This is a genomic window from Streptosporangium sp. NPDC002544 (genome assembly GCF_040295965.1).
Classification (GTDB): domain Bacteria; phylum Actinomycetota; class Actinomycetes; order Streptosporangiales; family Streptosporangiaceae; genus Streptosporangium.
The window spans coordinates 248,628-275,572 of the sequence record NZ_JBEOWJ010000006.1 but is presented as its reverse complement, the minus strand read 5'-3'; the positions used below and the strand labels follow the sequence as shown (position 1 = coordinate 275,572).

The 26,945-nt window shown below is 69.2% G+C and carries 28 protein-coding genes and 1 pseudogene; 11 read left to right on the top strand and 18 right to left on the bottom strand.

Going from position 1 to position 26,945, the window contains the following annotated elements:
* The first annotated feature begins 20 nt into the window (after window positions 1-20).
* Window positions 21-722: a hypothetical protein gene (locus tag ABT061_RS11655; RefSeq protein ID WP_350915387.1), complete on the top strand. Its 702-nt coding sequence runs from the start codon at window positions 21-23 to the stop codon at window positions 720-722.
* On the opposite strand, the gene ABT061_RS11650 is transcribed toward ABT061_RS11655, so the two are convergent.
* A complete protein-coding gene (locus ABT061_RS11650; RefSeq protein WP_350915385.1) occupies window positions 671-1,882 on the bottom strand; it encodes a sensor histidine kinase in 1,212 nt (403 codons plus the stop codon). The genes ABT061_RS11655 and ABT061_RS11650 overlap by 52 nt on opposite strands.
* A complete protein-coding gene (locus ABT061_RS11645) occupies window positions 1,876-2,568 on the bottom strand; it encodes a response regulator (protein ID WP_350915383.1) in 693 nt (230 codons plus the stop codon). The genes ABT061_RS11650 and ABT061_RS11645 overlap by 7 nt, the downstream gene beginning before the upstream one ends.
* Before the next feature lie 471 nt (window positions 2,569-3,039).
* Here ABT061_RS11645 and ABT061_RS11640 point away from each other — a divergent pair, with 471 nt between their 5' ends.
* Together ABT061_RS11640 and ABT061_RS11635 are read left to right on the top strand one after the other, a co-directional pair.
* Complete coding sequence (locus ABT061_RS11640; protein WP_350915381.1) at window positions 3,040-3,933, top strand: phosphatase PAP2 family protein; 894 nt, start codon at window positions 3,040-3,042, stop codon at window positions 3,931-3,933.
* A gap of 206 nt (window positions 3,934-4,139) precedes the next feature.
* Complete coding sequence (locus ABT061_RS11635) at window positions 4,140-5,201, top strand: class I SAM-dependent methyltransferase (protein WP_350915379.1); 1,062 nt, start codon at window positions 4,140-4,142, stop codon at window positions 5,199-5,201.
* Window positions 5,202-5,231: 30 nt separating this feature from the next.
* On the opposite strand, the gene ABT061_RS11630 is transcribed toward ABT061_RS11635, so the two are convergent.
* The 4 genes from ABT061_RS11630 to ABT061_RS11615 all read right to left on the bottom strand — a co-directional run bounded on the left by ABT061_RS11630 (window position 5,232) and on the right by ABT061_RS11615 (window position 10,800).
* Window positions 5,232-6,020 carry a neutral zinc metallopeptidase gene (locus ABT061_RS11630; RefSeq protein ID WP_350915377.1) on the bottom strand — a complete coding sequence of 263 codons (789 nt, stop codon included), beginning with the start codon at window positions 6,018-6,020 and terminating at the stop codon, window positions 5,232-5,234.
* Between the two features lie 52 nt (window positions 6,021-6,072).
* Complete coding sequence (locus ABT061_RS11625) at window positions 6,073-8,814, bottom strand: M48 family metalloprotease (RefSeq protein ID WP_350915375.1); 2,742 nt, start codon at window positions 8,812-8,814, stop codon at window positions 6,073-6,075.
* 34 nt (window positions 8,815-8,848) lie between these two features.
* Window positions 8,849-9,295 (bottom strand): hypothetical protein, encoded by a 447-nt coding sequence (locus ABT061_RS11620; protein ID WP_350915373.1) that lies wholly within the window; start codon window positions 9,293-9,295, stop codon window positions 8,849-8,851.
* Window positions 9,296-9,801: 506 nt separating this feature from the next.
* Window positions 9,802-10,800 carry an AraC family transcriptional regulator gene (locus ABT061_RS11615; protein WP_350915371.1) on the bottom strand — a complete coding sequence of 333 codons (999 nt, stop codon included), beginning with the start codon at window positions 10,798-10,800 and terminating at the stop codon, window positions 9,802-9,804.
* Window positions 10,801-10,940: 140 nt separating this feature from the next.
* Between ABT061_RS11615 and ABT061_RS11610 the strand changes: the two genes are divergently transcribed.
* Window positions 10,941-11,759 (top strand): NmrA family NAD(P)-binding protein, encoded by an 819-nt coding sequence (locus ABT061_RS11610; RefSeq protein WP_350915369.1) that lies wholly within the window; start codon window positions 10,941-10,943, stop codon window positions 11,757-11,759.
* 35 nt (window positions 11,760-11,794) lie between these two features.
* Window positions 11,795-12,208, top strand: coding sequence for a DUF4345 domain-containing protein (locus ABT061_RS11605; protein ID WP_350915367.1), 414 nt, complete (start codon window positions 11,795-11,797; stop codon window positions 12,206-12,208).
* Between the two features lie 4 nt (window positions 12,209-12,212).
* Here the strand turns inward: ABT061_RS11605 and ABT061_RS11600 are convergent, their stop codons facing one another.
* Entirely contained in the window at window positions 12,213-14,246 is a 2,034-nt protein-coding gene (locus tag ABT061_RS11600) for a translocation/assembly module TamB domain-containing protein (RefSeq protein ID WP_350915365.1), read from the bottom strand.
* Between the two features lie 343 nt (window positions 14,247-14,589).
* Between ABT061_RS11600 and ABT061_RS11595 the strand changes: the two genes are divergently transcribed.
* Entirely contained in the window at window positions 14,590-15,600 is a 1,011-nt protein-coding gene (locus ABT061_RS11595; RefSeq protein WP_350915362.1) for a GNAT family N-acetyltransferase, read from the top strand.
* 95 nt (window positions 15,601-15,695) lie between these two features.
* On the opposite strand, the gene ABT061_RS11590 is transcribed toward ABT061_RS11595, so the two are convergent.
* The 8 genes from ABT061_RS11590 to ABT061_RS11555 form a co-directional block, all read right to left on the bottom strand.
* The gene (locus ABT061_RS11590; RefSeq protein WP_350915359.1) at window positions 15,696-16,208 is read right to left on the bottom strand and encodes an O-acetyl-ADP-ribose deacetylase; all 513 of its coding nucleotides are present in this window, start codon (window positions 16,206-16,208) and stop codon (window positions 15,696-15,698) included.
* A gap of 106 nt (window positions 16,209-16,314) precedes the next feature.
* A complete protein-coding gene (locus tag ABT061_RS11585) occupies window positions 16,315-17,424 on the bottom strand; it encodes a hypothetical protein (RefSeq protein WP_350915357.1) in 1,110 nt (369 codons plus the stop codon).
* Window positions 17,421-17,939 carry a SigE family RNA polymerase sigma factor gene (locus tag ABT061_RS11580; RefSeq protein ID WP_350915355.1) on the bottom strand — a complete coding sequence of 173 codons (519 nt, stop codon included), beginning with the start codon at window positions 17,937-17,939 and terminating at the stop codon, window positions 17,421-17,423. Before ABT061_RS11580 ends, ABT061_RS11585 begins: the two co-directional genes overlap by 4 nt.
* 256 nt (window positions 17,940-18,195) lie before the next feature.
* Entirely contained in the window at window positions 18,196-18,537 is a 342-nt protein-coding gene (locus tag ABT061_RS11575; RefSeq protein WP_350915353.1) for an ArsR/SmtB family transcription factor, read from the bottom strand.
* Between the two features lie 166 nt (window positions 18,538-18,703).
* Window positions 18,704-19,657, bottom strand: a complete 954-nt coding sequence (locus ABT061_RS11570) for a serine hydrolase (protein ID WP_350915351.1) — start codon at window positions 19,655-19,657, stop codon at window positions 18,704-18,706.
* A 333-nt stretch (window positions 19,658-19,990) separates the two neighbouring features.
* Entirely contained in the window at window positions 19,991-20,401 is a 411-nt protein-coding gene (locus tag ABT061_RS11565; RefSeq protein ID WP_350915350.1) for a type II toxin-antitoxin system VapC family toxin, read from the bottom strand.
* Between the two features lie 3 nt (window positions 20,402-20,404).
* A complete protein-coding gene (locus ABT061_RS11560) occupies window positions 20,405-20,656 on the bottom strand; it encodes an AbrB/MazE/SpoVT family DNA-binding domain-containing protein (RefSeq protein WP_350915349.1) in 252 nt (83 codons plus the stop codon).
* Between the two features lie 88 nt (window positions 20,657-20,744).
* Window positions 20,745-21,230 (bottom strand): hypothetical protein, encoded by a 486-nt coding sequence (locus ABT061_RS11555; protein WP_350915348.1) that lies wholly within the window; start codon window positions 21,228-21,230, stop codon window positions 20,745-20,747.
* A 529-nt stretch (window positions 21,231-21,759) separates the two neighbouring features.
* Here ABT061_RS11555 and ABT061_RS11550 point away from each other — a divergent pair.
* On the top strand, window positions 21,760-22,404 hold the full coding sequence (locus ABT061_RS11550) for a type II toxin-antitoxin system antitoxin SocA domain-containing protein (protein WP_350915346.1): 645 nt from the start codon (window positions 21,760-21,762) through the stop codon (window positions 22,402-22,404).
* Window positions 22,404-22,778 (top strand): type II toxin-antitoxin system PemK/MazF family toxin, encoded by a 375-nt coding sequence (locus ABT061_RS11545; protein ID WP_350915344.1) that lies wholly within the window; start codon window positions 22,404-22,406, stop codon window positions 22,776-22,778. The genes ABT061_RS11550 and ABT061_RS11545 overlap by 1 nt, the downstream gene beginning before the upstream one ends.
* 169 nt (window positions 22,779-22,947) lie before the next feature.
* Here ABT061_RS11545 and ABT061_RS11540 read toward each other — a convergent pair whose 3' ends face one another.
* On the bottom strand, window positions 22,948-23,859 hold the full coding sequence (locus tag ABT061_RS11540; RefSeq protein ID WP_350915342.1) for a helix-turn-helix domain-containing protein: 912 nt from the start codon (window positions 23,857-23,859) through the stop codon (window positions 22,948-22,950).
* 263 nt (window positions 23,860-24,122) lie between these two features.
* Here ABT061_RS11540 and ABT061_RS11535 point away from each other — a divergent pair, with 263 nt between their 5' ends.
* Window positions 24,123-24,407 carry a putative quinol monooxygenase gene (locus tag ABT061_RS11535; protein ID WP_350915340.1) on the top strand — a complete coding sequence of 95 codons (285 nt, stop codon included), beginning with the start codon at window positions 24,123-24,125 and terminating at the stop codon, window positions 24,405-24,407.
* A 5-nt stretch (window positions 24,408-24,412) separates the two neighbouring features.
* Here ABT061_RS11535 and ABT061_RS11530 read toward each other — a convergent pair whose 3' ends face one another.
* The gene (locus ABT061_RS11530; protein ID WP_350915338.1) at window positions 24,413-24,928 is read right to left on the bottom strand and encodes a DUF4240 domain-containing protein; all 516 of its coding nucleotides are present in this window, start codon (window positions 24,926-24,928) and stop codon (window positions 24,413-24,415) included.
* A 188-nt stretch (window positions 24,929-25,116) separates the two neighbouring features.
* On the opposite strand from ABT061_RS11530, the pseudogene ABT061_RS11525 reads away from it, so the two are divergent.
* Window positions 25,117-25,317, top strand: a pseudogene (locus ABT061_RS11525) (transposase); the annotation flags it as partial.
* Between the two features lie 57 nt (window positions 25,318-25,374).
* Here ABT061_RS11525 and ABT061_RS11520 read toward each other — a convergent pair.
* Entirely contained in the window at window positions 25,375-26,307 is a 933-nt protein-coding gene (locus ABT061_RS11520) for an aminoglycoside phosphotransferase family protein (protein WP_350915336.1), read from the bottom strand.
* A gap of 356 nt (window positions 26,308-26,663) precedes the next feature.
* On the opposite strand from ABT061_RS11520, the gene ABT061_RS11515 reads away from it, so the two are divergent.
* A partial coding sequence (locus ABT061_RS11515) for a ricin-type beta-trefoil lectin domain protein (RefSeq protein ID WP_350915334.1) occupies window positions 26,664-26,945 on the top strand: 282 nt, incomplete at its 3' end.

Below are 26,945 nucleotides of genomic sequence, written 5' to 3'. Positions count from 1 at the left end.
GGAACGCAAGGGAAGATCTCATGCCATCACTCTCCAATCCACTCGGGTTCCGCAGATGGGCGGCGGGGGTGTGCCTCATCGTCGCGCCACTCCTCTACATCGCGGGCGCCATCGTCGACCCGGCCCTGCGGCAGGGCGGTGACACCACCGGCGTCTACGGCAGGTATCCGGAGCAGGTCTCGGTCAGCGCCTCGCTGCTGCACTGGAGCTGGGTGCTGATGATCCCGGGAATCATCGGGATGATCCACCTCATCCGGCACCGGGGAGTCGTCTTCGGCCACCTCGCCGGCGGTCTCGCGCTGCTCGGCGTGGTGAACTTCTCCGGGCTGATGCTGGTGGACTTCTTCTACTCCCGGCTCGAACGCGCCCTGGGCGGGCGGCAGGGCGAGATGCTCGCCGAGCAGGCGCTCTCCGATCCCGGCGCCACCTTCGGGTTCCAGATCCCGGGTTTCCTCGGGCTGCTCGGCCTGTTCCTGCTCGGACTGGCCCTGGCCTACGCCGGCCACGGGCCGTGGTGGGCACCCTTCGCGATCATCGCGGGCGTCTTCGGCACCCTGATCTTCCCGATCGGCACGGCCGTGGGCGGCCTGCTCTACCTGGCCGGTTCCGGGGGGATCGGGCTGCGGATGCTGCGGATGAGCGACGCGGAGTGGGCCGGGCGGGAGGCGGCTCAGCCGGTCGTCGCCGAGGCGTCCAGCGGGAATCGGGCGACCACCCGGTAACCGCCGCCGGGGACGGGGCCGGTGGACAGCTCGCCACCGTGCATCGCGGTCCGCTCGCGCATCCCGACCAGACCGTGCCCACCCGGGCGCTGCCCGTCCGAGCGCTGCCCGTCCGAGCCTCGCCCGCCCCCGGTGCCGTCGTTGGTGATCTCCACATCCAGCCCGGTCAGGCTGTGGGCGATGACGACGTCGGCACCGGCGGCGGGGGAGTGCTTCAGCACGTTCGTCAGAGCCTCCTGGATCACCCGGTAGGCGGAGAGCGCGAGTCCCGGCGGCAGGGGGCGCGGCTCGCCGGTGATCCGGAGGCGGACGTCCAGCCCGGCCTCCCTGACCTGCGTGACCAGCTCGTCCAGCCGCTCCAGGCCCGGCTGGGACGCGCCGGGGTCCGGGTCGCCGGTGCCGCGGAGCACCCCCAGCATGAGCTGGAGTTCCTCGACCGCCTCGCGGCCGGCTCGCTCGACCCCGAGCAGCATGTCGCGCTCCAGCTTGTGGTCCTCGCCGAGCCGCATCCGCACCCCGCCGGTGTGCAGGGTCATCACGCTCACATTGTGCGAGACGATGTCGTGGAGCTCCCTGGCGATCCGGGTCCGTTCCTCCGCCACCGCCAGCCGGGCCCGCTCCTCGCGTTCCATCTCAAGGCGGATGGCGTGTTCCGCCAGCCGCAACGTCCGGTCGATCTGGCGACGCAGCAGGATGCCGCTCCCGTACGCCACGCCCATGAAGACGGCGGTGATCATGACTTCGGCGATGTCGTTGCTCTGGAACACCTGCATCTGCAGGCCGACGTACGCCGCCAGCACGCACGCCAGCCCCGCGAGCCCGCGGCGGCTCCGCAGCTCCGCGGCGCTGGCCACGGTGTGGACCAGGATGAGCGTCGAGTAGAAGTGCCAGGCGGCGTAGTATTCGTGGCCCGCCACCGCCCGCACGGCCAGGCCGATCGAGATCAGCGCGAGGAGCAGGGTCGTGGGGAACCTGCGCCGGAGCAGCAGCAGCGTCCCGGTGACGACCACCCCCACCGCCAGCGGCACCGGATCGCTGATCTGGCCGGGCTGGGAGCCCTGGCGGCCGAAGGACTCGACGAGGCCGGTGATCCCCACGGCGAGGGAGAGAAGGAGATCCAGCCGGGTCGGCCGCCAGTCGCCGAGCAGTCTCCTCAGCACGGCAGGCCCTGCTGCCCGGGTCGCACGACCCCGGCCTCGTAGGCGAACACGACGGCCTGGATCCGGTTGCGCAGGCCGAGTTTGTGCAGCAGCCGGGCGACGTGGGTCCTGATGGTCGCGTCGCCTATCTGGAACTCCCGCGCGATTTCGATGTTGGACAGCCCTCGGGCGAGCAGGCGCAGCACCTCCAGCTCACGCGGGGTGAGGGTGGCCAGCTCGGGCGGCGCGACCGGCTCGTGGCGTGCGGCGAACGATGCGATCACCCGCGTGGTGGCCGCCGGGTCGATGAGCGCGTCGCCGGCCGCCACCACCCGTACCGCCTCGATGAGCTGCTCGGGGGGCGAGGTCTTGAGCAGGAAGCCGTTCACTCCGGCACGGAGCGAGGCGTGCAGGTTCTCGTCGGTGCCGAAGGTGGTCAGCATGACGATCCTGGGCGGATGCGGGTCCGCGAGCAGCCGCCGGGCGGCGCCCAGACCGTCCAGCCGGGGCATCGCGATGTCCATCAGCAGCACGTCCGGTCGCAGTCGCCGGGCTACGGAGAGGGCCTCCAGCCCGTCGGTGGCCTCCCCGACGACCTCGATGTCCGCGGCGGTCTCCGCGACGAACCGGAGCCCGGTGCGGATCATGGCCTGGTCGTCCGCGATGACCAGCCTGATCCTCGCGAGACCATTTGTCCTACCAGGCATGCACGGCAGACTACCGAGGTCGCCCGCCCGTCGGCCACTCTGCCGGTACGGGACGCGGATGACCGGCCGTCCGCCGTGTGGCGGACCCGGGCTCCGCCGCGTAGCGGACGGCGCGAGCGCGGGATGGGCATTCGAGCCGGCCTGGCGGACGGGATTCACCGGACGTGTCACGCCGGCTCGAACACGACGGAGCCGTGCGGAAGCGTTGTGCGGGTGTCAGCGGCAGGTCGCGTCCCGGGTGGAGTCCGCTTGGCAGTGTCTCCGAGCGAGCACTGCCGGTTGCCGGCACCGCCCAGGGGTCCGCCGCTCGGTGAGTCGCCGAGGCCCGGCCGAGGAGCCGGTGCCGCTGCTCGCGGTGATCGCCGATCCGGTGAGGTGACGGCGGCGGTACCGGCCGAACTGAGATTCATCTCAGGTTTGATCACTGTTCATTTAGGTGTTATCCCACGGTCCTTCTTATGATCAACCGCTATGAAGACTGACGCTGGGAACAATCTTCGCAATCGGCTGCTGGGCGCGACCGTGTCGCTGGGCGTGGGTGCCGGTGTCGTTGCCTGGCTTTCGCCGGAGGGCACGGGCGGGGCCGGTCCGGCGAAGGTCGTGGAAGGCGCCTCGGCCTCCGGGTACCGATCGGTGACCGAGGCGGTGGCGAACGCGCCCTCGTGGGCGAGCACGGCGATGGAGATAGCCACCGACGGCACCCTCGTGCTCCTCGGGCTGATCCTCGTCCTGGTGTGGTGGACCGCCCTGCGCCGAGGGGACGTACCCGGTGTCGCCGGAACCGTCATGATCGGCGTGGGCACCGTCGCCGCCTATGCGATCAGCGAGACGGTGAAGCTGATGGTGATCGAGGAACGCCCCTGCCGGGTGGTACCGGGAGCCGCGGCGGCGATCGCGGAGTGCCCGGAGGTGGGGGACTGGTCGTTTCCCAGCAACCACGCCACCCTGGCCGCCGGACTCGCGGTCGGGCTGGCCCTGCTCCGTCCCCGCCTCGCCGCGGTGACCCTGCCGCTGGCCGCGGTGGCGGCGCTGCTCCGGGTGATGGTGGGGGTCCACTACCCGCACGACGTGCTCGCCGGTGTGATCCTCGCCGCAGGCGTGGTGGTGGCGGTGCTGCTCGCGCTCACGCCGCCGGCGCTGCGGCTGGTGTCGCCGCTGATGGAGCGCCTGGGCCGGAACGATTCCGACCCCGAGGACCGGTACGGTCGCCGTCCGGCCGCCCCCGCGGGCAGGCATCGAGCCGGACCTTCCCTCCAGCACGGGCAGCCGGTGGGGAATCTGCCCGCTGAGCCACATCACTTCCGTCCTTTCCGGGCCGACCTGCCGCAGGCATCGGACAACGGCCAGCACAGCGGACGCTTTTGATCCCGTTTTGATGCCGGACGTTTTGATCCGAGGCCGAAGGAGCCGTTGCGCGACGTTGAACATCCGTTTCCGGGAGGCGCGAAAGGCCGGAACTACGATGGGAACGGTGGTCGCGCGGGGATTCGCCGACCTCTCCCGCGTGGTGGGCGGACTCGAAGAGCCCGTACGGAGTTCGCCCTGAGTCCCGCGGGCGATCACACGGACCGATGGGGAAGGCTCCGATGGACGAGGCCGGGCTGCAGAGGCTCGTGGACCAGGTCGTGCTCGACCTGGGGGGTGCCTTCGGAGCGGCGACGGTCGTGCTCGGAGACCGGCTGGGCCTGTGGAAGGCGATGGTGGGGGCGGGCCCGCTCAGCCCCGGTGACCTGGCCTGGCGCACCGGCACCAACGAGCGGCTCGTCGCCGAATGGCTCGCGGCCCAGGCATGTGCCGGATACGTCCGCTACCAGGACGGTTCCTACACGCTGACCGACGAGCAGGCGACGGTGTTCGCCGACGAGACCAGCCCGGTGTTCATGACCGGGCTCGCCGAACTGATCTCCTCCGTCTACCGCGACGAGGCCGGGATCGCGGAGGCCTACCGGGGTGCCAGGAGCCTGGCCTGGCCCGATCACGACCGGGCGCTGTTCAACGGCACCGAGCGGTTCTTCCGCCCCGGATACGCCGCCCACCTGCGAGACAGCTGGATTCCCGCACTCTCGGGCGTCGAGGGGAAACTGACCGCCGGGGCCCTGGTGGCCGACGTCGGCTGCGGGCACGGCGCCTCGACCATCGTGCTGGCGGAGGCGTACCCGAACTCGCGCTTCACCGGCTTCGACGCGCACGTGCCCTCGATCGTGCGGGCCCGCGAGCTGGCACTGCAGGCCGGGGTCACGGACCGGGTGAGTTTCGAGACGGCCTACGCCGACGACTATCCGGGGGCCGGCTACGACCTGGTCTGCCTGTTCGACTGCCTGCACGACATGGGCGACCCCGTTGCCGCGCTACGGCACGTGCACTCCACCCTGGCACCCGACGGCACCGTGCTGCTGGTCGAGCCGTTCGCGCACGGGCGGCTGCCGGATGACCTCAACCCGGTGGGCCGGCTCTTCTTCAACGCCTCGGCCACCATCTGCGTACCCAACGCGCTCGCCCAGGGCGGCACCGAGGCCCTGGGCGCGCAGGCCGGGCGGGAACGACTCTTCGAGGTGGCCCGGCAGGCGGGTTTCACCCGGCCCCGCCAGGCGACCGCCACCCCGTTCAACCTGGTCCTGGAACTGAAACCGTAGCGGCCATCGGTCTGCGCCGGCCCCCGCGGGTCAGGACACCCGGGACGGGGCGGCGGTCCAGGTGTCGCAGGCGGCGGGGGAGAGGGCGCGGTAGCCACGTTCGAACCAGCGGACCCGGTTGGCACCGCTGCCGTGGGTGTGGCGCTCACCCTCGTCACCGCTGGCGCGGAGCGTCTCGGACAGTGCCTTCCAGTCCTGCTCGGTACGCGGCAGCGAGTCCCGTACGCTGCCCAGGAACACCCCCGACAGGCAGTCGGCCTGGAGCTCGTAGCGGCGGCGGAGTTCGGACTGGCGGGGGAGGTCGGCGTGGGCGCGCCTCTCGTAGCGGTCCCAGACGCCGGTGAGGCTCTGCAGGTGGTGGCCGTACTCGTGGGCCGCCACCTTGAAGGGGTACAGGTCGGTCCGATCCTCGATCCAGGCACCGGTGAGCGGGAACACCAGCGTGGCCCGTTTTGTGCAGTAGAAGGCGTCCGCGCCCTGGGGCCAGGGTATTCCGCAGACGCGCCGCGCGGGCTCGGAGTAGAGGCGGACCGTGGGCGTGCGGAACCGCAGCCCGGCCCGAGCGAAGTGGGCGGACCACGAGGTGTTCAGACACTTCATGACCGCGGTGAGGTACTCGCCCGGCTGCGGAACGCCTCTGTCGATGAGCGGCGGCTCCGGGCACGAGGTGGCCGCCAGCCTGCCGGACTTGAGCAACGAGGGTTTGGGGGCGGCGGCCTGCGCGACTCCGGCGGGCAGGACGGCAAGACACACGGCGGACAGCAGGGCCCAGCCTCGGAGAGGTCGCCGGGAACCGGCGCGGGACGGGAGAAAGCGCATGATCGGACAGCTTAGAACTCCCGGCGCCCTGAATCGGGCGGAACCCATCCCGTCATCCCGGTGCCGTCGTCGCCAGCCGTTCGGCGAGATCCACCATCTGCTCCATGGATGCCTTCAACCGCTTCATCGACTCCCCGAAAGCAGCCTGATCCTCGCGGTCCAGAGCGTTCAGCGCCCCGGTCGCCTCCCGCTCCATGCCCGCCAGCACCTCGGCCCAGACCCGCTGCTCTGCCGCGTCGGGAACAGGAAAATACCGCCCGGCCCGCTCGACTCCGGCGATGAGCGTCCTCAGCGCCATGACGATCCGCTCGGGCTGCCCAAACCCCTGGGCACCCATGGCCTCATCGACGGAGCCGAAATCCCTCACCAGCCCGCGGAACAGATCCATGCCACCGGCGACCCACGCGCGCCTCTGCTCCCTCCTTAACTCGGCGGATTCCACGAAGGGCGGGACCTGATCCAGAAAGTCCTCGGCTGTGAAAGTGCGAACGGTCGAAGGAAGCCCCCCGGCAGGGCCCGCCCACGTGCCGAAGAAGAACACCAGGAAGAACACCGCCACCGACAGCGAGGCGACCGCCATCCGCCGCGCCCCCAGCCCTCCGCCACCCCTGGTCATCCACCATCCGCCACGAAACCGGTTCTTCCAGAGCCCGAAGACCAGAACCGTCACCGCCGCCGCAGGCATGGTCATGCCGATCAGTAACGGCACATCGACCTTGAGTACATCCCAGATCGGGGCGGGATTCCAGGAACAGGAGGACGACAACGTGTTCAACGACCCCAGGCACCCGTCGTAGGACCCGATGATCAGCGCACCGCCCAGAGCCACCGGCGACGCCAGGCCCCCCGCGATCAGACCCGTGACCATCCGGTAACGGCGCGCGGTCCAGCTCACCAGTGCCGCGGCCACGACGACACTCGTCATCAGGGCGGTGAACAGCAACCACAGGTAGACCGTCGTGTACTGCGCCGCCCCGGTGAGCGAAGGCGGCTGCCAGGAGTGCATGTAGGCCATGGCGGCGATCATCACCCCCCAACCGGCCGCCGCTCCCGCCACCGCCGCCCACAGCAGCCGCAACACCGAGGGACGATCGGTCAACGGATCCGGACGCCAGACCAGAGCAAGCAGCGGGTAGAACAACAGCACCCCGGCGCATGCCCGCCACAGGGGATCGAAGGCCACAGTGATGAGATGTGGGAACACCTCGGACACCGCGGACAGCACCACGCCACCGGGTTCGGCGGGTCCGCCGAAGGACCGCAGCCAGTCGAGGAACACCGCCGGCGAGAACGGCTCACCCAGTAGCAGTAGGGAACCGTAGCTGTGCCACCACGACAGCCAGGCGGCCGTGACGACCCATGTCGCGACCGTCGCCGTCAGCAACACGGGCCGGAACGGGCGATCGGCGGTTCGGGTTCTGACCCACAGCCCCACGCATTCCGTACTCCACCAGCAGGTCACCACCGCCGCGACCGGCAGGACGAGCAGGACCTCGGGCGCCTCCGGCAGCCAGCTACGCAGGTTGGTCTGCTGCAGTACCAGGGCGGCGACGAGCAGCCCGATCCCGAACCACACTCCGGCCCGCACTCCCGAAGGCAGCCGCCGCCCGGCGGCCACGGCACGGGCCGCCGCCAGCCCCGACGCCATGACGACGATGCCCGCGACGACACCCGCGACGACGAGAACGCCCACCGTCGCCATCGCCGGGTCCGGCAGGATCGGTGACAGCGTGGTCGTGGTGAGCAGCGCGGCGATCCCGGTCAGCAGCATCGGCAGGGCCAGTGAACCCGACAACGCGGTGGGATCGTTCAGCGAACGCCTGCGCCGCTCCCAGCTCGGATGCGTCCGCCACAGGTCTCCGATCATCCATCGGCGCCCGCGCGCGCGGCCGTCGTCGTACCTCGACCACACCGACTTCGACGCACCCCACCGTACGGCGGCCAGGTCGGCGTACAGCTCCCGGTTCCTGAGCAGATCGGCGCGCGCGAGGGTCAGCAGGAGCGTCAGCAGGAGCGCCAGGATCAGCGCACGCGACAGGAAGGGGACAGCACCCTGCCAGTGCACCGACCCGCCGCCGGAGGTGAACGCGGTGAACAGGAATGACGCCTTCAACGCGACATAAGGGAGAAGCACCCCCACCAGGAAGGCGCGCCACAGCGCGGTCGTCGCGTACGCCAGGCGGACATCGCCGCTCCGTACGTGCGCCAGCTCGTGCAACACCACGGCCTCGAATCCGGCGGGGTCCGCGTACCTGCGCGCCAGCAGCCCACCGTGCAGGCGCACGACGTAGCGACCGGGACGCCCGAAGGCCACCGCGCCGGTCGTCGCGACGGCCGGATCCACCGTGAACCGCACACCCTTCACATCCGCGCGGGCCGCCAGCTCCGACAGCAGTCGCCCGAGCTCGTCCTCGGGGCCTTCCCCGACCGGTATCCCCCGGCCACGCCGTGACTTCCAGGCGGGCAGGACGAGGTACAGCACTGCGGCGGCCAGCACCACGGCGGCCGCCGCGGCCGTGGGACGCCACCAGGGTGTCGTGTCGGCCCCGAACCGGGCATAACAGATCTGAAGCGCCTCATCTTGTGTAAGGAGGACCTTCAACACCGCTGTCGCCGGGGCCTGGGAGGCGATCCCCGCCGCCAGCATGCATATCCCGAAGCCGGCACCGGGACTTGTCACCATGACCGGCAGGATGGTGTCACCGATCATCGAAGCCGTACTGGCCAGCAGGAGCAGGATCAGCAACGCGAAACGCAGTGTCGTACCGGAGGTGGCCAGATCCGCGTCGGTCACGCGGTCATTCCCGGCCATCGCCGTCACCCCTCCGTCACCCCTCCGTCACCTCCGGAGGCGCCGTGTTCGGAGGAAGCTCCAGAGCGAGCCGGGCGACGACGCTGTCGGCGATCTGACCGGCGCGCTCCTCGGCCAGTCCCGCCTCGACCGACAGCTCCCGCACCCGAGCGTGCACCGAGGCCAGCTGCTCCCGGGTCAGCGGCAGGACCACCGGTTCGGGGGCCGGCCTGCGCAGCAGGGTCCGCAGGCGGTTCGCCACCCGCTGCCGCACTCCGTTCACCGACTCGCGTAGCACCTCGTCCACGGCGATCCAGACCACCGCGGTGACCAGGGCCGTGACCTCCTCAAGCCCGAAGCCCAGCGGCTCCTTCCGCGACCGCGCACGCCGCAGGCGGCGCACCGCGTCCGCGTAGCCGACCGAATTCAGAGCTCTGATCAGAGGCAACTCCTCGGGTGCCACCTCACCCACCACATCAGCCACGACACGGATGACAATCCCGCGTCCGCCGCGCAACTCGCGCGGATTCCACCCTGAATACGAGGCCACGCCCACGCCGCCCTGCCTTCCCGAGCCAAGATGTCCAGATTAAGTCGCACTTTTTCACTTGACACGCACCCGATTCTTTTCGATAGGACTTTGTGATGACCATTAATTACAGCCCTCGGCCCGCGATATGAACGCTCCGGCCGGCCGTCGCACCGGCTGAAACGAGGAGACCCACGGGTGGAGCCGTCGGGTAGGCCTCAGTGGGCGGTAACGCGGCCAGGGAACGGCCGGTCCTCGTATGGTTTTCGGCCGGTTACGCTGGAGTTTTTCTCACCTGAATCCTGCAGTCAAAGGCGTCAACGGAGCTGATGTGTCACCATTGGACGCTGGAGTCATGCGGACTTTCCCGCCACGGAATGGCGCCCTTCCCGTGACCGTTCACGTTCTGTCTTCTTGTACCGCGCAAGAGGGCCGGAGATCACCGGTCCGGTTGCGGTGGATCAGCGCGCTGAAGCGCTCTCCCACCACCGCGCCGTCAGGCTCGCGTCCTCCGCCGCCTGGCGGGCGTTCCCCGGCGGTACGCCGAAGGTCCGTTTGAACGCGCGGCAGAACGCCGCCTCGGACCGGTAGCCGAAGCGGCGGGCGACCACCGAGAGCGGCTCCGATGTCTGCCGAAGGTGCATGCGGGCCAACTGCATGCGCCAGTGGGCGAGATAGCGCATGGCGGGCTCGCCGACCAGGTCGGTGAAGCGCGCCGAGAAGGCCGAGCGCGACATGCCGACCTCCTGCGCGAGCGAGGCGACGCTCCACTGCCGTTCGGGCGCGCGGTGGATCAACGCGAGCGCCCGCCCCACCTGCTCGTCGCGCAGGGCGGCCAGCCAGCCCTGATTCGCCTCGGGCGCCGAGTCGAGCCAGGAACGGATCGCCTGGATGACGAGGATGTCGGCGAGCCGGGTGATGACGGTCTCCCCGCCCGGTCGCAGGGCGAGAGCCTCGCGGGAGATGAACTGGAGCGTGCTGTTGAGCCAGTTGGCGTCGTCGTCCCAGGCGTCGATGTGCAGCACCTCGGGAAGCTGTGAGACGAGGCGCTGGGCCGCCACATGGTCGAAGCGCACGACACCGTAGGTGGCGTGCGTGCAATCCCCGCCGCCACCGTGGCGCATGATCTCGTAACACTCGCTGACCTGCTCGACCGGTATGTCGAAGAGCGGTTCGGTGTCGGCGTCGGGACCGCTCCGCAGCCGGTGCGGGGTGCCGTGCGGGATCAGGGTGAGGCTGCCCTGCCGGAGCAGGCGTGGCTCGGCTCCGTCGATCTCCAGCCGGCAGTGGCCCGCGGTGACGACCAGCAACGTCATCGACCCGTCGAGCGCCGGTACGTCGACCCCCCACGGCGCGGTGAGTTCGGCACGGCAGTAGAGGGTGCCGGTCAGCCGGAGCAGGTGCAGGGTCTCACCCAGCAGGTCGGCGGGAGCCGGGAACGGGCGAGGGGCACTCGGCATAGCCGTCATGGTGTCACCGCCCTCGACCAACCGTCCACAAGGATGGACGAACAGCAAAGAAGGACGGACTTTTTTCTATTGTTAGTCCAGAAGTGCCGCACAAAACTGGACTCACCAGCAACCAAAGGAGCATCCGGAGCATGCGGCGACCCCATACCCTCGTCATCGGCTCGACCGGCAAGACCGGCCGGCGCATCGTGCAACGGCTCGCCGAGCGCGGCCACCCGGTCAGGGGCGGCTCGCGCCACCTCGACCCGCCCTTCGACTGGGAACGGCCCGGCACCTGGCCCCAGGCGCTGCGCGGCGCCGAAGCCGTCTACATCTCCTACTTCCCCGACCTTGCGGCGCCCGGCGCCCCGGCCGCGATCGAGGAGCTGACCGCGTGCGCGGCCGACGCGGGCGTCCAGCGGCTGGTGCTGCTCTCCGGCCGGGGCGAGCTCAACGCGCAGCGCTGCGAGCGGATCGTCAGCGAGTCCGGCCTGAGCCACACGCTCATCCGGACGAGCTGGTTCTCGCAGAACTTCAGCGAGGGCCACCTACGGGATTCGGTGCTCGGCGGTGTGATCGCGCTGCCGGCCGGCGAGGTCGCGGAACCGTTCGTCGACGTCGACGACATCGCCGACGTCGCGGTCGCCGCCCTCACCGACGACCGTCACTCCGGCCGGCTCTACGAGCTCACCGGGCCGCGCCTGCTGACCTTCCACGAGGCCGCGGCCGAGATCGCGAAGGCCGCGGACCGGCAGGTCGAGTACGTCGCCGTCTCCCCGGAGGTGTTTCACGCCGCCCTGGAGCAGAGCGTCGGGCTCGGCTACGCCGACCTGCTCACGGACCTGTGCAAAGAGGTGTTCGACGGACGCAACGCCTCGCCGGCCCACGGCGTGCGCGAGGCACTCGGCCGCGAGCCCCGCGACTTCACCGACTTCTGCCGTACGGCCGCCGCCTCCGGGGCGTGGAGATGACGAGCCCGCCGTACCTGCCGGAGGGAGCGGTGAAGATGCGGAACGCGAGACCGCTGAGACTCGTCCTGCTCGTGTCCGGTGTGGTGGCGATCGGGATCGGCGCGGCGACACTGTTCGCGCCCGCGGCCTTCCACGGCACCAACGGCATCGAACTCGGGAGCGACGCCGGCCTGCTCAGCGAGACCCGGGCTGCGGGCGGCGCACTGCTGGCGGCCGGTGTGCTGATCATGCTCGGCGCGTTCGTCGCACGGCTGGCCTTCACCGCCACGGTCGTCGGTGCCGCGACCTACCTCGCTTACGGTCTGTCCCGCCTGCTGAGCATCGCGCTGGACGGGATACCGGCGAGCGGGCTGGTGCTCGCGGCCGCGCTGGAGATAATCATCGGGCTGGCCTGCGTCTTCGTCCTCGTGCGGTATCGCCGCCATGGCGGACGAGAGACCTCGGCCTGAGCGGTCAGTGGCGGGACAGGGTGCGGGTGATGCCGGTGGCGATGGTGGTGACCAGCACCCAGCCCGCGATCACCAGCCCGTAGGCGACCCACTGGCCGGCGCCGACGGGCTGGTACGCCTTCTCCTGCCCGAAGTCGATCACCGGGAGCAGCAGATCCAGCGCGTAGAACAGCGCGTTGAAAACGGGACCCTTGCCGGGTTCCGCGCGGGGCGGGTTGTGCACGGCGAACACGACGGCGCCGGTGACGAGCAGGGCCAGAAACCACAGGGCGGCACGGACCGGACGGTAGCCGTACCCGACCGTGACGTCCTGCAGCCATCCCCAGACCCGCGCGTGCCACGGGAGCGCGGCGCGCTGCCGCCGCTGCTTGACCAGCAGCACGGTACGGGCGTCGACGTCCTGACCCAGTCGCCGGTAGGTGGCGGCGAGCTGCTCGTACGGCTGCGGCACGTATCCGTCGGGGTCGTCCCGCAGCCAGGCCAGGCGCCGGGCGGCGGGCAGCCTCGGTTCCAGGGCCTCGTAGGTGAGACCGTCCTGGCGGCGCGGCGACCAGGTCGCGGGGTCGTCGCGGATGACCCCGATCTGGGCGTGCCGCAGGTCGACCTCGCCCTCGGGCGTCCGCTGGGGGCGCAGGTCCAGCTCGCGGGTCTGGAGTTGCCGGGCGGCCAGGGCATGGCCGCCCGGCGCGGACAGGGTCGCGTCGTGGAGGTTCAGATACCGGTCGATCCGGGTCCCGATCAGGGTGAGCTCGCCTTCCACGACGAAGCCGCGCCCGCACTCCAGGCCGGCGCCGACGCTCGCCCCGGCGAGATCGAGCGCCTGGCCGCCGGGGTTGCTCAGCCGGGCACCGCTGAAATCGGCGAACGTCCCGATGCGCGCGTCGGCGAGACGGACCGCGCCCTCGGCCCGGAACCCCTTGGTGCACGACAGCCCGCCGCCGACACTCACCCCGTCGGCATCGAGCACGACCCCGCCGGGCGCGGACAGGCTCGTGCCGGTCAGGTTCAGCGACCCCGAGACGCGCGCCTGGGAGAGATCCACCCGCCCCTCGGCGCTGAGCTCGTCCGCGTCGAAGCTCCCCTCGACCTGCAGCTCCGCGGCCTGGAGCGCGTCACCGCCGGGACAGGTCAGGTGGGCGCCGCTCAGGCTGAGCTCCCGGTCGATCCGCGAGTTGGCCAGTCGTACGGTGCCCGTCGCGGTGAACCCGGCGCCCAGGTACAGCCCGCCCTCGGCGGTGATCCTGGAACCCCGGAAGACCATCTGACCGGGATGGTCGATCGTGGTCCCGGTGAAGCCGAACGGCCCGGTCACCCGGGCGTTGCGCAGGCTGACCATCCCGGTGACCGTCATCCACCGGCAGAAGACGCTCCCGTCGGCGATCAGCCCGTCCATGTTCAGCGCGCTCCGGCCGGAGGCCGCCAGGCGGGCATGATCCAGAATCACGGTGCCGCTCACCTTGACGTTGGAGAAGCTGACCTGGTCCGTGGCGCCGAGCCCGATCGCGGCGATGCCCCGCCCCGCCTGGAGCCGGTCGCAGTCGATGTCCAGGCTCCGCGCGTGGCTCAGCGTGAGGCTTCCGGCGAGCTGGGCTCCGCGCAGTTCCACCGGGCCGGTGAGCACGCATCCCTCCAGCAGCAGATGCCCGTCGATCTGCGCGTTGGAGGCGTACAGGCCCGGCAGGTGGGAGCCGTTGAAGCTCAGCTGCGGGCAGCGCGCCCAGTGCAGGCTGGGTTTCTCCGCGAAGAAGCAGGACAGGAACCGGGCGGAGTGGCGGAGGGTGGAGTAGGCCAGGTTCACCCACTCGGTGATCCGGGCACCCTTGATCCGGAGCGCCGGGATCCGGTGTGACCGGGGCGGCTCCTCGCTCATCAGCAGGGCGGCGATCACCCTGGCCCGGACCGTCCGCCCCTCGCCCCAGGCCGCCCCTGCCGCCGGGTCGTCCTCCTCCGGCTTCCCGGTGCTGAAGTCGACCTCCTCCCCGAGTGGAAACGCCTCCCACACCCGGCGCTCCGCGTCGGACAAGTCCTCAACCCGCACATCGCCCCCCTTTGCCCAAACATTGCCACCTTTTGATCGTTTGCGTCCAGGAAAGGATTACCGAGGTCTTGCCGGAGTAAGGGGGCAGCAGTCCCGAGGAGGTGTCTCTGACCAGCCTGGACGCGATGACGAGGCGGTTTGTGCCGCCACTGCCCTGGCGCGAAGGGTTTCGCCCATCACCGCCGAAGCCGCCATGAGCGAGACCGCTGCGGGGCAGTACCGGGTTCCCTCTTACGACATCCAGATCCCAGGGACCTGGATGAACCATCCGCGCCCAGGAGCCTGACCGGGCAGGCGGCATTTATCCCGTTGAGTTCTCGGAGACGATCTGTAGGTTGTCAGCATGTCTTCGTCGCTTCGCCTGGAGAAGGTCACCGCGGACAACGTCGAGGCCGCGTGCCGGCTGAAGGTGCGACCCGACCAGGAGGAGTTCGTGGACCCGGTCGCGTGGTCACTCGCCGAGGCGTACGCGCAGCCGGAGATCGCCTGGCCTCGACTGATCTTCGACGGCGAGCAGCTGGTGGGCTTCGTCATGGGCTTCTTCATGGTCCGTTTCAACCCGGACGACCCGGATGACACGCCCCGCTGTGGAATCTGGCGGCTGAACATCGCCGCCGATCAGCAGGGTCGGGGATATGGCCGCTTCGCGGTGGAGTCCGTGTGCGCGGAGGTCCGCAGACGTGGGCAGACCCGCGCGACGGTTACCTGGGCTCCGGGAGAGCACGGGCCCGAGCGCTTCTACCTCCGGCTCGGCTTTCGCCCGACCGGCGAGAAGAGCGGCGATCAGGTCGTCGGCGAGCTGGCCCTGACCGGGCACCGAGATGGATTCCAGATGGGCCCGGCCGAGGTCCGCCGCCTGACGACCGAGGACTGGAGGACGTTCCGTGATGTCCGGCTCGCGGCACTGGCGGACGCACCGGAGGCCTTCTCCTCCTCGCTCGGGCGGGAACAGGCGTACGACGAGGCGCGGTGGCGTGCCGGGATGCTGCCGGAGCGCGGAGTGAAGGCGGTCGCGGTCGTTGAGGGCCGGGTGGCCGGGGTCGCCGGCGGCTGGGTGCCCGAAGGCCGGGGTGGGGCGGTCGAGGTGTACGGCATGTGGGTCGATCCGGCCGCGCGAGGCGCCGGGGTCGGTGCCCTGCTCGTCGAGGAAGTCGTCGCGTGGGCCGCCGAGCGCGGGCATCAGAGGGTCGAGCTGTGGGTCGTGGACGGCAACGACGAGGCGGCCCGGCTGTACCGGCGCCTGGGCTTCGAGGCCACCGGCGAGTCCGAGCCGCACACCAACGACCCCGGCGTCCGCGAACGGCTCATGGTCCGCGTGCTCGACGCCCGGCCCCGGGACCCTCACGGCACCTGAGGGTTCGTCAGGGCTGGGAGGCGCCGGCGGGCTCAGGCGACCGGTGCATTGGAGAGGCAGGCACGGCGGCCTCTGTGTCAGTGGTTCGCCCCCCCTCACCCGGCGCCGAGCGTCCTTTCGAAGACGGCGTAGGCGTCCGGGGTGAACAGTACGAACCGCAGGTCCGTGACCTGTGTCGGTGCGCTGCGTACGGTGCCGAGCGCGATGCGGGCGGCGTCGTCGATGGGCCAGCGGTAGATCCCGGTGGATATCGCGGGGAACGCGACGCTGGTCGCGCCCAGTTCGTCGGCGACCCGGAGCGACTCGCGGTAGCAGGAGGCCAGCAGGTGCGAGCGGTCCTCGGCGGGAGAGAAGACGGGGCCGACGGTGTGGATGACCCACCGGGCCGGCAGGTCGCCCGCGACGGTGGCCACGGCCTGACCGGTCGGCAGCCCCTTGCCGTAGTGCGAGGCGCGCAGCTCGCGGCAGGCGGCCAGGATCGCGGGGCCGCCGCGCCGGTGGATGGCCCCGTCGACCCCGCCGCCTCCCAGCAGCGAGGAGTTGGCGGCGTTGACGACGGCGTCGACCTGCTGCGCGGTGATGTCCCCCTGGACCAGCGTTACCTGCACGAAGCCGAGTCTGCCAGCGGAACCTCGATTTCCGGCGCCGATTCCACCGGCTTGACGCGGGTCTCGGTGAGGAACTGCTCGAAGCCGACCGCCCCATCCTGAGTGGCTATTGGTTGTTCACGACTCCAGGCAGGGTCAGGTGCGCGAAGTTGCCGGGGTAGCGGGCCAGTTGCCGGGCCTGTCCGGTGTTGACGTCGACCGCGTAGGTGCCTGGGGACTTCCTGTCCCAGTAGACGATCGTGACCTCGGAGCCGCTCCGCCAGAGAGCGGTGTTGGAGACGCCACCGTCCTTCGGCAGGCCGCGGATGGCGACCTTCCGCAGGGTCCGCCCGGTCTTGGCGTCGAGCAGGGTGAACGTGTGCCTCCCGTCTTTCCGCCACTCGAAGGCGGCCACCGTGCGGCCGTCCGGAGAGAGCTCGCTGAACATGATGAACGCGCCGTCGAAGCGCACCGGCGTGCCTCCGCCGGTGACGGGCATCAGCCACAGGTCGGTCTTGACGTACCGGACCAGCGCGGCGACGCCGTCCTTGATGCTGATCGCCTCGAACTTGCCGGGCACCGACACCGTCTTGCCGGTCCGCATGTCGATCAGCAGCCCGGGATCCTTGCTCCCCTCCCGAGGGTCGAAGATCACATAGCGGCCGTCGTCGGAGAGGACGAGCATGGATCCCACCCCGATCCGTTCCTCCTTCACCGTGACGGAGGAGGTCACCTCGGAGCCGCTCACCAGGTCGCGGACCACGTGCGCCTGGGCCTGACGGCTGTAGTAGGCGAACATGCGCCCGTCCCGGCTGATCGCGACAGGTACGGGTCGATCCTTGGTGTTCCTGACGAGCGCCTGCGGCACCCGGTAGGTCGTGCCGGTGCGGGTGACCACCCGCCACTCGATGGCGCTGCAGTCGGGTGGCAGCAGCCGCTCCGCGTCGACCTTGCACTGCGTCTGGTACGCGTGGCTGAGCGCCCCTGTCCTGCCGTCGGGCAGATCGGGCACCGCCTCCACGCTCCGCGGCGTGGCCGTGTCGCCGCCGCGCGACCCGGGCAGCGCCACGGCCGCCGTCGCCGCGCCGAGCACCGCGACCGCCGCGAGGGCGGCCAGCGTCAGGGTGGTACGCCGCCTGCGCCGGTGGCCGGCGACGGCCAGGTCGGCCAGGTCGGCCAGGTCCACCAGGGGGGCCTCATTGGCGATGTCGTCCAGCGTTTCACGCAGCCTCTTCACTGGGCCACCTCCCTGATCTCGGAATCGGACAGCAGGTGCGTCAACTCGGGCGTGAGCGTGCGCAGGCGGGTCAGCGCGTGATGGGCCTGGCTCTTGACCGTGCCCACCGAGCAGCCGAGCGCCTCGGCGGTCTGCGGCTCGGTGAGGTCCTCCCAGAAGCGCAGCACGATCACGGCACGCTGCTTGGGGGTCAGCTTGGCCAGCGCCCGGCGCAGCACGATCCGGTCGAGTGCGGCCTCGTCGTAGGAGGCGCCGCGGTCCGGCGGGTCGGCGCTGGGTAACTCAAGGCGCGGCCGGCGCCGCCAGGAGATGTACTGGTTGACCAGCGCCTTGCGCGTGTACGCCTCCGGACTGCCGCCCCTGGACAGCTTGGGCCACTGCCCCGCGATCTTGATCAGGACGCTCTGCAGCAGGTCCTCGGCGAGGTGGGCGTCTCCCGTGAGCAGGTAGGCGGTCCGCATCAGCGCCTGCTGGCGGGCGAGCACGAACTCGCGGAAGCCGTCGTGGTGATTCAAAGTGAGCTCCTCTCGCCCGTTCCCAACGCGACTTGCCGGGCGAATGGTTGTAGCCCTTTCTCTTTTTTCGTGTCGGAGCCACCGCTCTTCGAGAATCACCATGCGGCAGTTCGCCCGCCAACACAGCGAGCCCACAGGCCTGGGCATGCCGGTCATCGGACGTCACGGCTGGAAAGGTCCGCGGATGGGGCACTTCCGCTGAGTGTCCGTCGCAGCGGAAGTGTCGGCGGGGTGGATCTCGCGCACCCGCTGAACCTCAGCCAGGAAGATCGTGAGGTTTCACCGGAGCGCCGGAGCGCTCGGCCACGTCGATCGCGGCGGCGGCCAGGGCCAGCACGGGGAAGATCGCATGTGACGGTACCCGGTAGACTCCCCGCTCGGGCTGCTCGACCAGCCCGGCCGAGGCCAGCGTCTTGAGGTGGTGGTACAGCTGGCCGGGGGAGGCGAGGGCCAGCTCGGCCTGCAGGTCGGCGACCGGCTTGGGCCCGACGACCAGCAACTGCAGGATCTCGAAGCGCGCCGGATGCCCGGCGGCGGCCAGCACCGCGGCCAACGGCCCGGTCGGCTGCTGAAGCAACCAGCCGGGGCTGCGGGCCACCTCCCACAGCCACTGGTAGCCGCCGAGTCTGGCCTGGCCGCCGTAGGTGATCAGGCCGGTGTCGTCGCCGGCCGCCGGTGGCTTGGGGACGGTGAGCGCGGCCTCGAGGGCGGCGACCCGCGCCTCGAGCTCCTGGAGCCGGTCGTCGACACTGGTCAGGGTTGCCTCACTTCAACGCTGCGCGGACTTTCGCGAAGAAGACGGGATCGGTCGCCATCCGCACAATGAACTGCTGATGAGCATAGCTGCGCATCCCGGAGAACCAGGTCGCCTCAGGCAGTCGCCGCAGTGCGAGGACGGTCTCGCGCGGCTTCTCACCTGGCTGGACGATGTACATGGCCTCGCTGATGACGCCGGGCAGCGCGCCACCCTTGGTGCCGATGAGGAGCGTGCGGGGGTCGGCGCCGGGCTGGCGCATCGGCCACTCCAGGTGCCTGCTCGCCGTCTTGTCCTTCCTGAGTCCGGCGAGCACTTCGCGCAGCACGCCAGGTTCGACGCGGGTCACGGTTTCGGCCCAGGCAGCCTGCTGGGCGAAGCCGGGGAGCGTGGGCCGCACCTGCGTACCGGCCTTGACGTAGTTCTTCAGACAGACGTCGGCGGGCAGCGTGCAGCCGCCGAAGGCGCGTAGTATCTCGCCGTTGATGGTACCGACGCCGGTCTGTGCGATCTTGCGCAGCGCGCCGGGGCCGAGGCGGTCGCGCAGCAGGTCGGCGGCGGCGTTGTCACTCTCCTCGATCATGGCGGAGACGACCTGGTCGAGCGTGACGCTCGCACCGGGCTTGAGCCGTTCGAGCGCCGCTTCGTGGGCACCACCATCGGTGCCGGGCAGGTGGTAGGCGTTCCACAGGGCCATGGAGACGCGTTCGCCCGGCTTGACCTTTCCCTTGCGGACGGCGTCGGCGTAGGCGGCGAGGTGGATGATCTTGGTGGTCGACGCCACAGGGGTGAGGCGATCGGCGTTGTGGCTGATGCCCCGGGTCACCAGCGCGACGTCGTCGGGGTGGGCCTGGATGTAGGCGAGTACGGCCTCAACGTCCTTGAGTTCGGCGGGGGCGGCGACGGCGCCGGTCATCGGGGCCGCCAGCACTGTGGTCAGGAGCATGCTGAGGATGGATTGCATTCCTCGATTTAACCATAAATTCGAAATTTCGGAATATCGAGTTTTGAGGCTGACGGGTGGCGGCCATGGTCACCGCCCGATGATGAGCGTCGACCGCCGACCGGTGAGGCGATGATCCGCCGGGCGCCTCACCGAGAAGTGGTCGACCTCGAAAGGGGGAGGGGCCTTCCTTGCCGGAGAGGGGTGACCGGTCATCGCCTTCCTGCTCGGTGCCCTGGAGGCAGGCTGACGAGACACGACCAGGCCGGGACGTGTCGCAGGTACGCCGCTGTCCACCGATGAAAGAGGATCTCGGACAGGCGAGGCCGACATCGCGCGATTCCGCGCCACGGTTCAACTCGGCCGTAGTGGTTCGACGAGTTCCGGGGCGATGCCGGGGAATTTCCGGTCCGCGGTGAGCAGTGCGTCGGCCCCCACCGTACGGGCGGTCGCGATGATGAGGGCGTCCGGTACCCGGATTGTCAGGTCCGCGGCTCTGAGCAGGGCCGCGCTCTCGGCCGTCGCCTCGTCCACCTCGACGATCCGGTCGATGACGGCGGCGCGGAACGCCTCAAGCATCTTCTCGGCCGCGGCACCCTTGCGGACCGCACCGACCCGCAGTTCGCTCCAGGTGATCACGGAGACGGCGAACGAGGCCGCCTTGCCCTCCCAGCGGCGGACCGCGTCACCGGCGTGGCCGTACAGCGCGTCGTCAGGATTGAGCAGGCCGACGATGACATTGGTGTCGAGCATCACGGTCGGCACCGGTCAGCTCCAGCTCTCGCGACTCGTCTCGACGTCCACGGCCTCGGTGAAGCCGGGGATGGTGCCGATAACCCCGTCGAGACGGCTGCGGTGTCGCCGGATGATGATCTGGCCACCCTCTTCGGCGATGTCCACCAGGTCCCCCGGGTGAAGACCGAGCGTGCGCAGGACCGCCGCGGGCAGGGTCACCTGGTTCTTGCTGGAGATGCGCGCCGGCCCGGTACGCCTGGCACGCGTTCTCTTGCCGTGCTCCATAACCTTTACTGTAGCCATCACAAGTAAAGGCTAAACGGTGTCACCTTGGGTGTGTGGGTGATTTCGAAAAGTCACCACCCCTCGCCGGTCAGGTGAACCTGAGCGTGGTGGCGTCGCTGTGTCCGGACCAGTTCAACGTCAGACGCCAGCACCCCGCCTTGGGCAGGTTGACCGACGAAGGCCCGGGGCCTCCGTCGATCTCGCGGACCACCGACGTCGTCGTCCCGTCCAGCATCGCCTTGATGGTCAGCGGCCGCATCGGCTGCTGCAGCAGCCGCGAGACCCAGAGAATCTTGTTCGTGACCTCAGGATCGGTGGAGGCCGTCAGCGGGTAGTTGAACAGCACGGCGATGATGTCGCCGTGCTCGCCGAACACGTGGGGCACGCCCGAGCCGTCATCGCTGAACCCGGTCCTCGCCCAGGTGGGCAGCGCGTCCCGGGTGACGGTGGAGACGCACGCGCCGGCCGACGGCCGGGCGTCTTCGGCTCTGGGCGCCGGACCGCTCGCCGAGCATCCCGCCGCCAGCATGACGAGTGCGCCGATGGCCGGCAGACCACATTTGATCGCGGCCATGCTCCATCCTCCACGATGTAGAAAGATCCTCTCGTGTGGATTGTCCACTGCGGACCGAAAGAAGGCCAGGGCGTTGTGAGCCCCCCAAATGTGCTGGTCTGCCGGACCGCGCGTTCGTGGAGTGGCGTGGTGGGTGAGTAGGCGTGGGGCTCAGCGGGCGAGGTTCCCGCCGGTGTGATGTGCACAAATCCCGCTCCCCTTCCACCAGCCGTCGCCCTCGGACCGCATCACCTGGTGAACCCATCGACGAGGTGAACGGCCCCATCAAGGACGATTCTTGGTTTATCGGACATTTTCCGGCTGATACGGCAATTCGCTCCGCGGCGAGCTTGAAGGAATGATCGGATATTGAGGAATTTGAGGTCATCTGAGTAATCGTTACAGCCATCAAATCAAGCCATCTGGCTGTCGAGCTGCGGCGATGTCGTCTAGCCTCATTGCGCGACCCCGGCAACATGGGGCATGTATTCGATCAGATGGGCTTGTGAGAGTGCTTGTCATAGACAACACCGCACCTACACTGAGCAGTGTGACGACCACTGTGACCCTTCGTGGTCCGGCCGCGGCCGTTGCCTATCTTCTGGCGATGGCCCGCTCCCGTGGTGTGCGAATCAACCGCACCAAGCTCACAAAACTTCTCTACCTCGCCGATCTACGTGCTGTCGAGCGCGGACTTCCTCCCGGCTCGGGCGTCGAGTGGAGATGGCGCCATCATGGCCCGCACAGTCTGCGCCTCGCCGAGATCGAGCGAGATCTTCGCGAGGCGGGCATCATCCGGGTGGAAGAGACAACCGATCCTTTCGCCGGTCACCGGGAATGTCTCATCCATCTTGTGGATGCTCCTCAGACGGACATCGATGCCGAGTTCGCGGAGATTGTGAACGCGGTCCTGGCCGACTACGGGCAATGGTCGGCAGGACAGTTGCGCGATCTCACCTGTCAGACGCCTCCAGTGCGGGAGGCCATCAAGCAGCACAGGCATGAGGTGCGGCTTGACCTTGCCGGAGGACCGCCCCTGCCCGACCTCGGCTCTGGGCTTGCCAGGCTCCGTCGGTGGGCCGGGAGTAACCCGCTGCCGGACGACGAGCCCGGCGGTATCGACGATCTCGTCGAAGAGGTCGACCAGTTCGCCGAGCACCGCACTGACGCCACCCGGCATCTCCTGGAGGAATAGTGCCGGGTCCCTACCTGGCTGGCGGTGTCTACCTCGTCAGCGACAAGTCGCTACGCCTCATCCCTGAAGAGGATCGGGTCGTCCATGACGAACGGCGCCCTGTGGTGGTGGTCACAGGAACGGAATCAAACGGTGACCCCGACTGGCCGTTCGTCCTCGCCTGCCCTATCTCTGGCTCTACCTCACGACGTACTCGCTTTGATGTTCAGTTGGCCAAGGGCCAGGGCGGAGCCGTCAAGAAGTGCTGGATCCGGGTTCCGGCTGTGCAGCCCCTGATGAAATCCGTGCTGGAAGATCGGAGCGGCACCCTGGACGAGGACCTACTCACTCAGGTCCACGGTCGCCTTGCCCAGTACCTCGGCCTTTTGGACTGAGACGGCGGGCCACCTGGGATTGGTCGTCCAGTTCTTTCACCACGACTACGAAGGCGAACCGGCCCGGGATTGGACCTCGGAGCCGGGATGCTCGTGGCCACGGCGCCGACCGCTCGGGGGTGGGACGGAGCCCTCCCCCTGGGGCGGCCCGGCTGAAGCCGGGGTCGGGTCAGGATACGCGCAGCGCGGCGATGAACCATTCGAAGGCAGGGACACTGGGCGGAAACGGCGGCCTGCCGTTGAGCACGCCCACGAGCTGCCAGTACCGCTCCACCCGGCGGTCGGTGAACGTCTCCACCTGGTCGGCCACCCGGGTACGGTCTCCGGCGGGCAGCGCCGGATCCACGATCCGATCCAGGATCGCCCTGCCCTCGGCCGACTCGGGGCTGATGCCGTCAGCCACCGCTCTCCCGGCGTGCTCGAGGACCAGAGTGGGGTCGTACGGCTGCGGCCCGGACTCGTCGCCGGGCGTGGCGCCGGCCACCGCCATCTGGCGTACGCGTTCCTGGAAGCCGGCGTCACCCACGAGTTCGGCGAGTTCCAGCCAGGCCTCCACCTGTTCCGGGGTGGGTTCGTCCGGCAGCTCTGCCGGGATCTGGCGCATCGAGGCCGCGATGTGGGCCCCCGGCGCCTGTGGGTCGATGCCGTCGAACGTACGGTCGACGAAGTCGTCGATCATTCGCTGCCGTTCCTGAGCGGACAGGCGGATCAACTTGTGCATGAGCATCATCTCCTCGGTCGTGCTCTCCTGTTGGGCGATCGACCGCAGCACTGCCCGGCGCAGATGGAGGGAGCGGATCTGGGTGTCCAGCGCCCGCACATGTGCCCGCGCGACATCGGCCACCGTGCACTGCCTGGTAAGGACCTTCTGGACGGTGTCGAGGTCCAGCCCCAGTTCGCGTAGCGTTCGCACCAGGTCAAGCCGGGCCACCGCCTCCATGTCGTACAGGCGGAAGCCGCCCGCCGACCGGCGCGTCGGCGGGATGACATCGATGTCGGACCAGAAGCGGATGGTACGCACCGACAGGCCCGTACGGTCAGCGAGCTGTCCGATGGTGAGCAGTTGGTCGCGGTCGTTCACCGCAGCAGCATGAACCCTCCAGTCACTGGAGAGTCAAATCGATTGCACGGTTCCTCGGGACAGTGGCCATCGGTCACCGAGCCAGGTCGCGGTTCCGAGGAGGTTCGTCACGACACCGCGCACGATCCGGTTCGGCCCCGGCTCCTGACCGGCATCCGGCCAGGGGTGGCCCTCCTCGGCAGGATCAGTGGTCCGGTGGCCGAGGACAAGGCTTGATCTTGTGCGGTGACGGTTCTGTCGGTGGCGGGTCGTACGGTGGCGGCGTGATCATCATTTCGGGTTGGATCAGGGTTGACCCCGGTGCTCGTGACGCCTATCTGCGGGGCTGTGTCAGCGTGGTCGAGCAGGCGCGTGCCTCGGCCGGCTGCCTCGACTTCGCGCTCGGCGCCGACCTCGTCGAAGCCGATCGGATCAACGTCTACGAGCGCTGGGAGTCCGAGGAGAGTCTCGACGCCTTCCGAGGCTCCGGGCCGAGCGACGACCAGACGGTGATGATTCGCGACGCCGAGGTGGCCCGCTACCAGATCTCCGGAGTCGGCCCCGCCTGAGTGGGTCAGCCAGGCCAGCCGGCCGGGTTCGAACACGACTCGCGTGAGATTTTCGATCCGGTGTCCGGGAAAGTTCCATAGCGCTCGTGGTGCAGGTGGGCGAAGAAGTAACACATCTCCTCGCACTCGGCATCCAGCACCGCCTTCTTCGGATCCTCGGCCACCGCGGCGTAGAAGTCGCGGCCCAGCGCGACGATGAAGCCGCGCGCATAGAGGAAACCGTCATCGGAACCGTCGGTGACCGCTTGGATGTCCGCGCGGTCGATGTCATGGAGCTTGGCCTCGACCACCCGATCGAGGTCTGTCAGCTCGTCCGCCGACAACCCCTCGCTGATGGAGCCGAGGTTGCTCAGGAACTCCTGCAGAGCGGCTTCGACCACGGCGAACGGCGGCTTGCCGTAAAGGTCCTCGTCGGGGGCAGGCGTCCGCTGTGCCAGTTCCCGACGCGCCTGATTGACGTCCACCCCCAGCGGCGCCCAGGCCGCCTCCACCAGGCCCCAGAAACCTTCCTCGTCCTTCATGCTCGTTGCCCTTCTCGTGACCAACCCTGCGATCTGTGCCGCTCACACAACCAGGAGGCACTGACAATTAGTACTCCAGCCGCAGATCGTGATCTTCGCCGTTCGTGAGCGGCCTGTCGTTTGTAGTGCCTGGCTCGGGCGCGTACCTGGTGGCGCCGCCGCCAGCGGGACCAACGCACAAGGAGATCCGCCGCACCGACGTAGTCGGGATCTTCCCCGACCGGGCCTCGATCGTCCGTCTCGTTGGTGCGGTTTTGGCCGAGCAGACCGACGAGTGGACCGAGGCTCGCCGCTACATGGGCCTCGACGTCTTGGCCAAGACCCGGATGCGTGTCATCTCCGGCGACACACCGCAGCACAATCCCATTCCACCGACACTTACCGCTTAACCTGCAGAAACAGGATCACGCGGAGATCAACTCGTACACCACTTCGCTGGACGTGACCTACGAGCGTTCCGTGAGCAACTCCGCCAGGCGGTCCGCAAATTCGATGAGCCAGTCCAAGCGTGCTCCGCTGCGGGCAATACGGAAGCCGTGGCGGCGGCCCCAAAACGCAGCCTGGACGGCATGAAACTGGGCCCAGCGCCGGGCACGCTCGCGATCGACTTCCGCAGCCTCGGCGAAGACGTCCACCGTGCGGTGGACAGCCTTCCGCAGGTCGTCCGCTTCGAGGAGCGTCAGCGCGCGCGACTTGAGCAGTGTGCCGCCGTCGTACGCGGGGTCTCCCGCGTACCCCTTGGGGTCGACGGCCAGCCAGGGCTCACGATCGGCCCGCAGAATGTTTTTGGCGTGCAGGTCGCCATGGATGAGGATGTCCAGCTGAACTCGGCCCAGCTCACGGACGGTCGCCACGGCGGCGTCCACCGCGTAACGCGGCAGTGTGTGCGTCAGTTCCTCAGCGTCCTTGCGTAGCTGCTCTTCCCAGGCGTCGGCCTGCTCCCGCAGCCGGGGCAGACCAGGCGGCGCGGGGATGGCCAGTCGGCGATTGATCCGCCCTGCGACTGTTACCACCTCATCGCCATCTTCGACCTCCGCCAGCGTCGACGCCTGGACTCGCTCGAGCAGCATGGCGAAATGCTCGTCGTCGCGTTCGTGCAGCAGAACAGCTCCGCGCCCACCCCACGCCGCGAATGCGTCCGGCTCATGGACGTTGCCGGGATGCGGAAACGACACCTTCAGCACAGCGGTCCCCTCGGCCCGCCGTCGCACCGGGACGATGATCCCGACACCCCCGTGCATGACGTTGCCGTCCGGCGCGTACCCCCAGCGCCCCAGCAGCTCGTCCACGATCCTGGGCAGTTCGGCGAGCCACGCCGCTCCAGGCTCTCCTTCACGTTCGACAGTGCTCCGTGCGAACGTCTCTGGTATCTCGATCATTCGGGGCACCCTAGCGCCGGCCCGAATGCGCCACCAGGCCTGAGCCCAAGCCGACCATTAGCCCTGGCAGGCAGAGCTCCGATTGTGAAGATCACGATCTACGGCTGGAGTATTCAGCCCCCGTCCGGGCGATGACCAGCCAATATCAGCGGAGGTGGTGTACGACACTCGCTCAACCTCTACAACCGGACTACTGCACGGGTGTACGTCAATGCGACGGCCATGTCGGTAAGTTCCCTGGTCGGGACAGAGTGCAGAGCGACACGGACAACCAATCATGGCGCCAGGTAGTTGATCAAGCACTTTCGGTTACGGGATGGTGTTCGGGTACTGATCGAACTTGCCCAGGAGGCACCATGTTGCTTGCCCGCCATCTGCTGTCCGGCGCCATCGCCGTCGTCGCCGCGAGTGCGGTCACCGCCCTGCCCGCCGAGGCCACCGTCCAGCGGCCCGCTACCCACACTGCTGTCGCCGGACCTGCCGTGTGCGTGGACGCCAACGGCACCCGCACCAACGGCACCCCGGTGCACCTGTGGCAGTGCTTCGCGGGCAACACCAACCAGAAGTTCGTGATCGATGACGGCATGATCAAGGTCAAGGACACCCTCGGCTCCGCCACCCCGATGTGCGTGGACGCC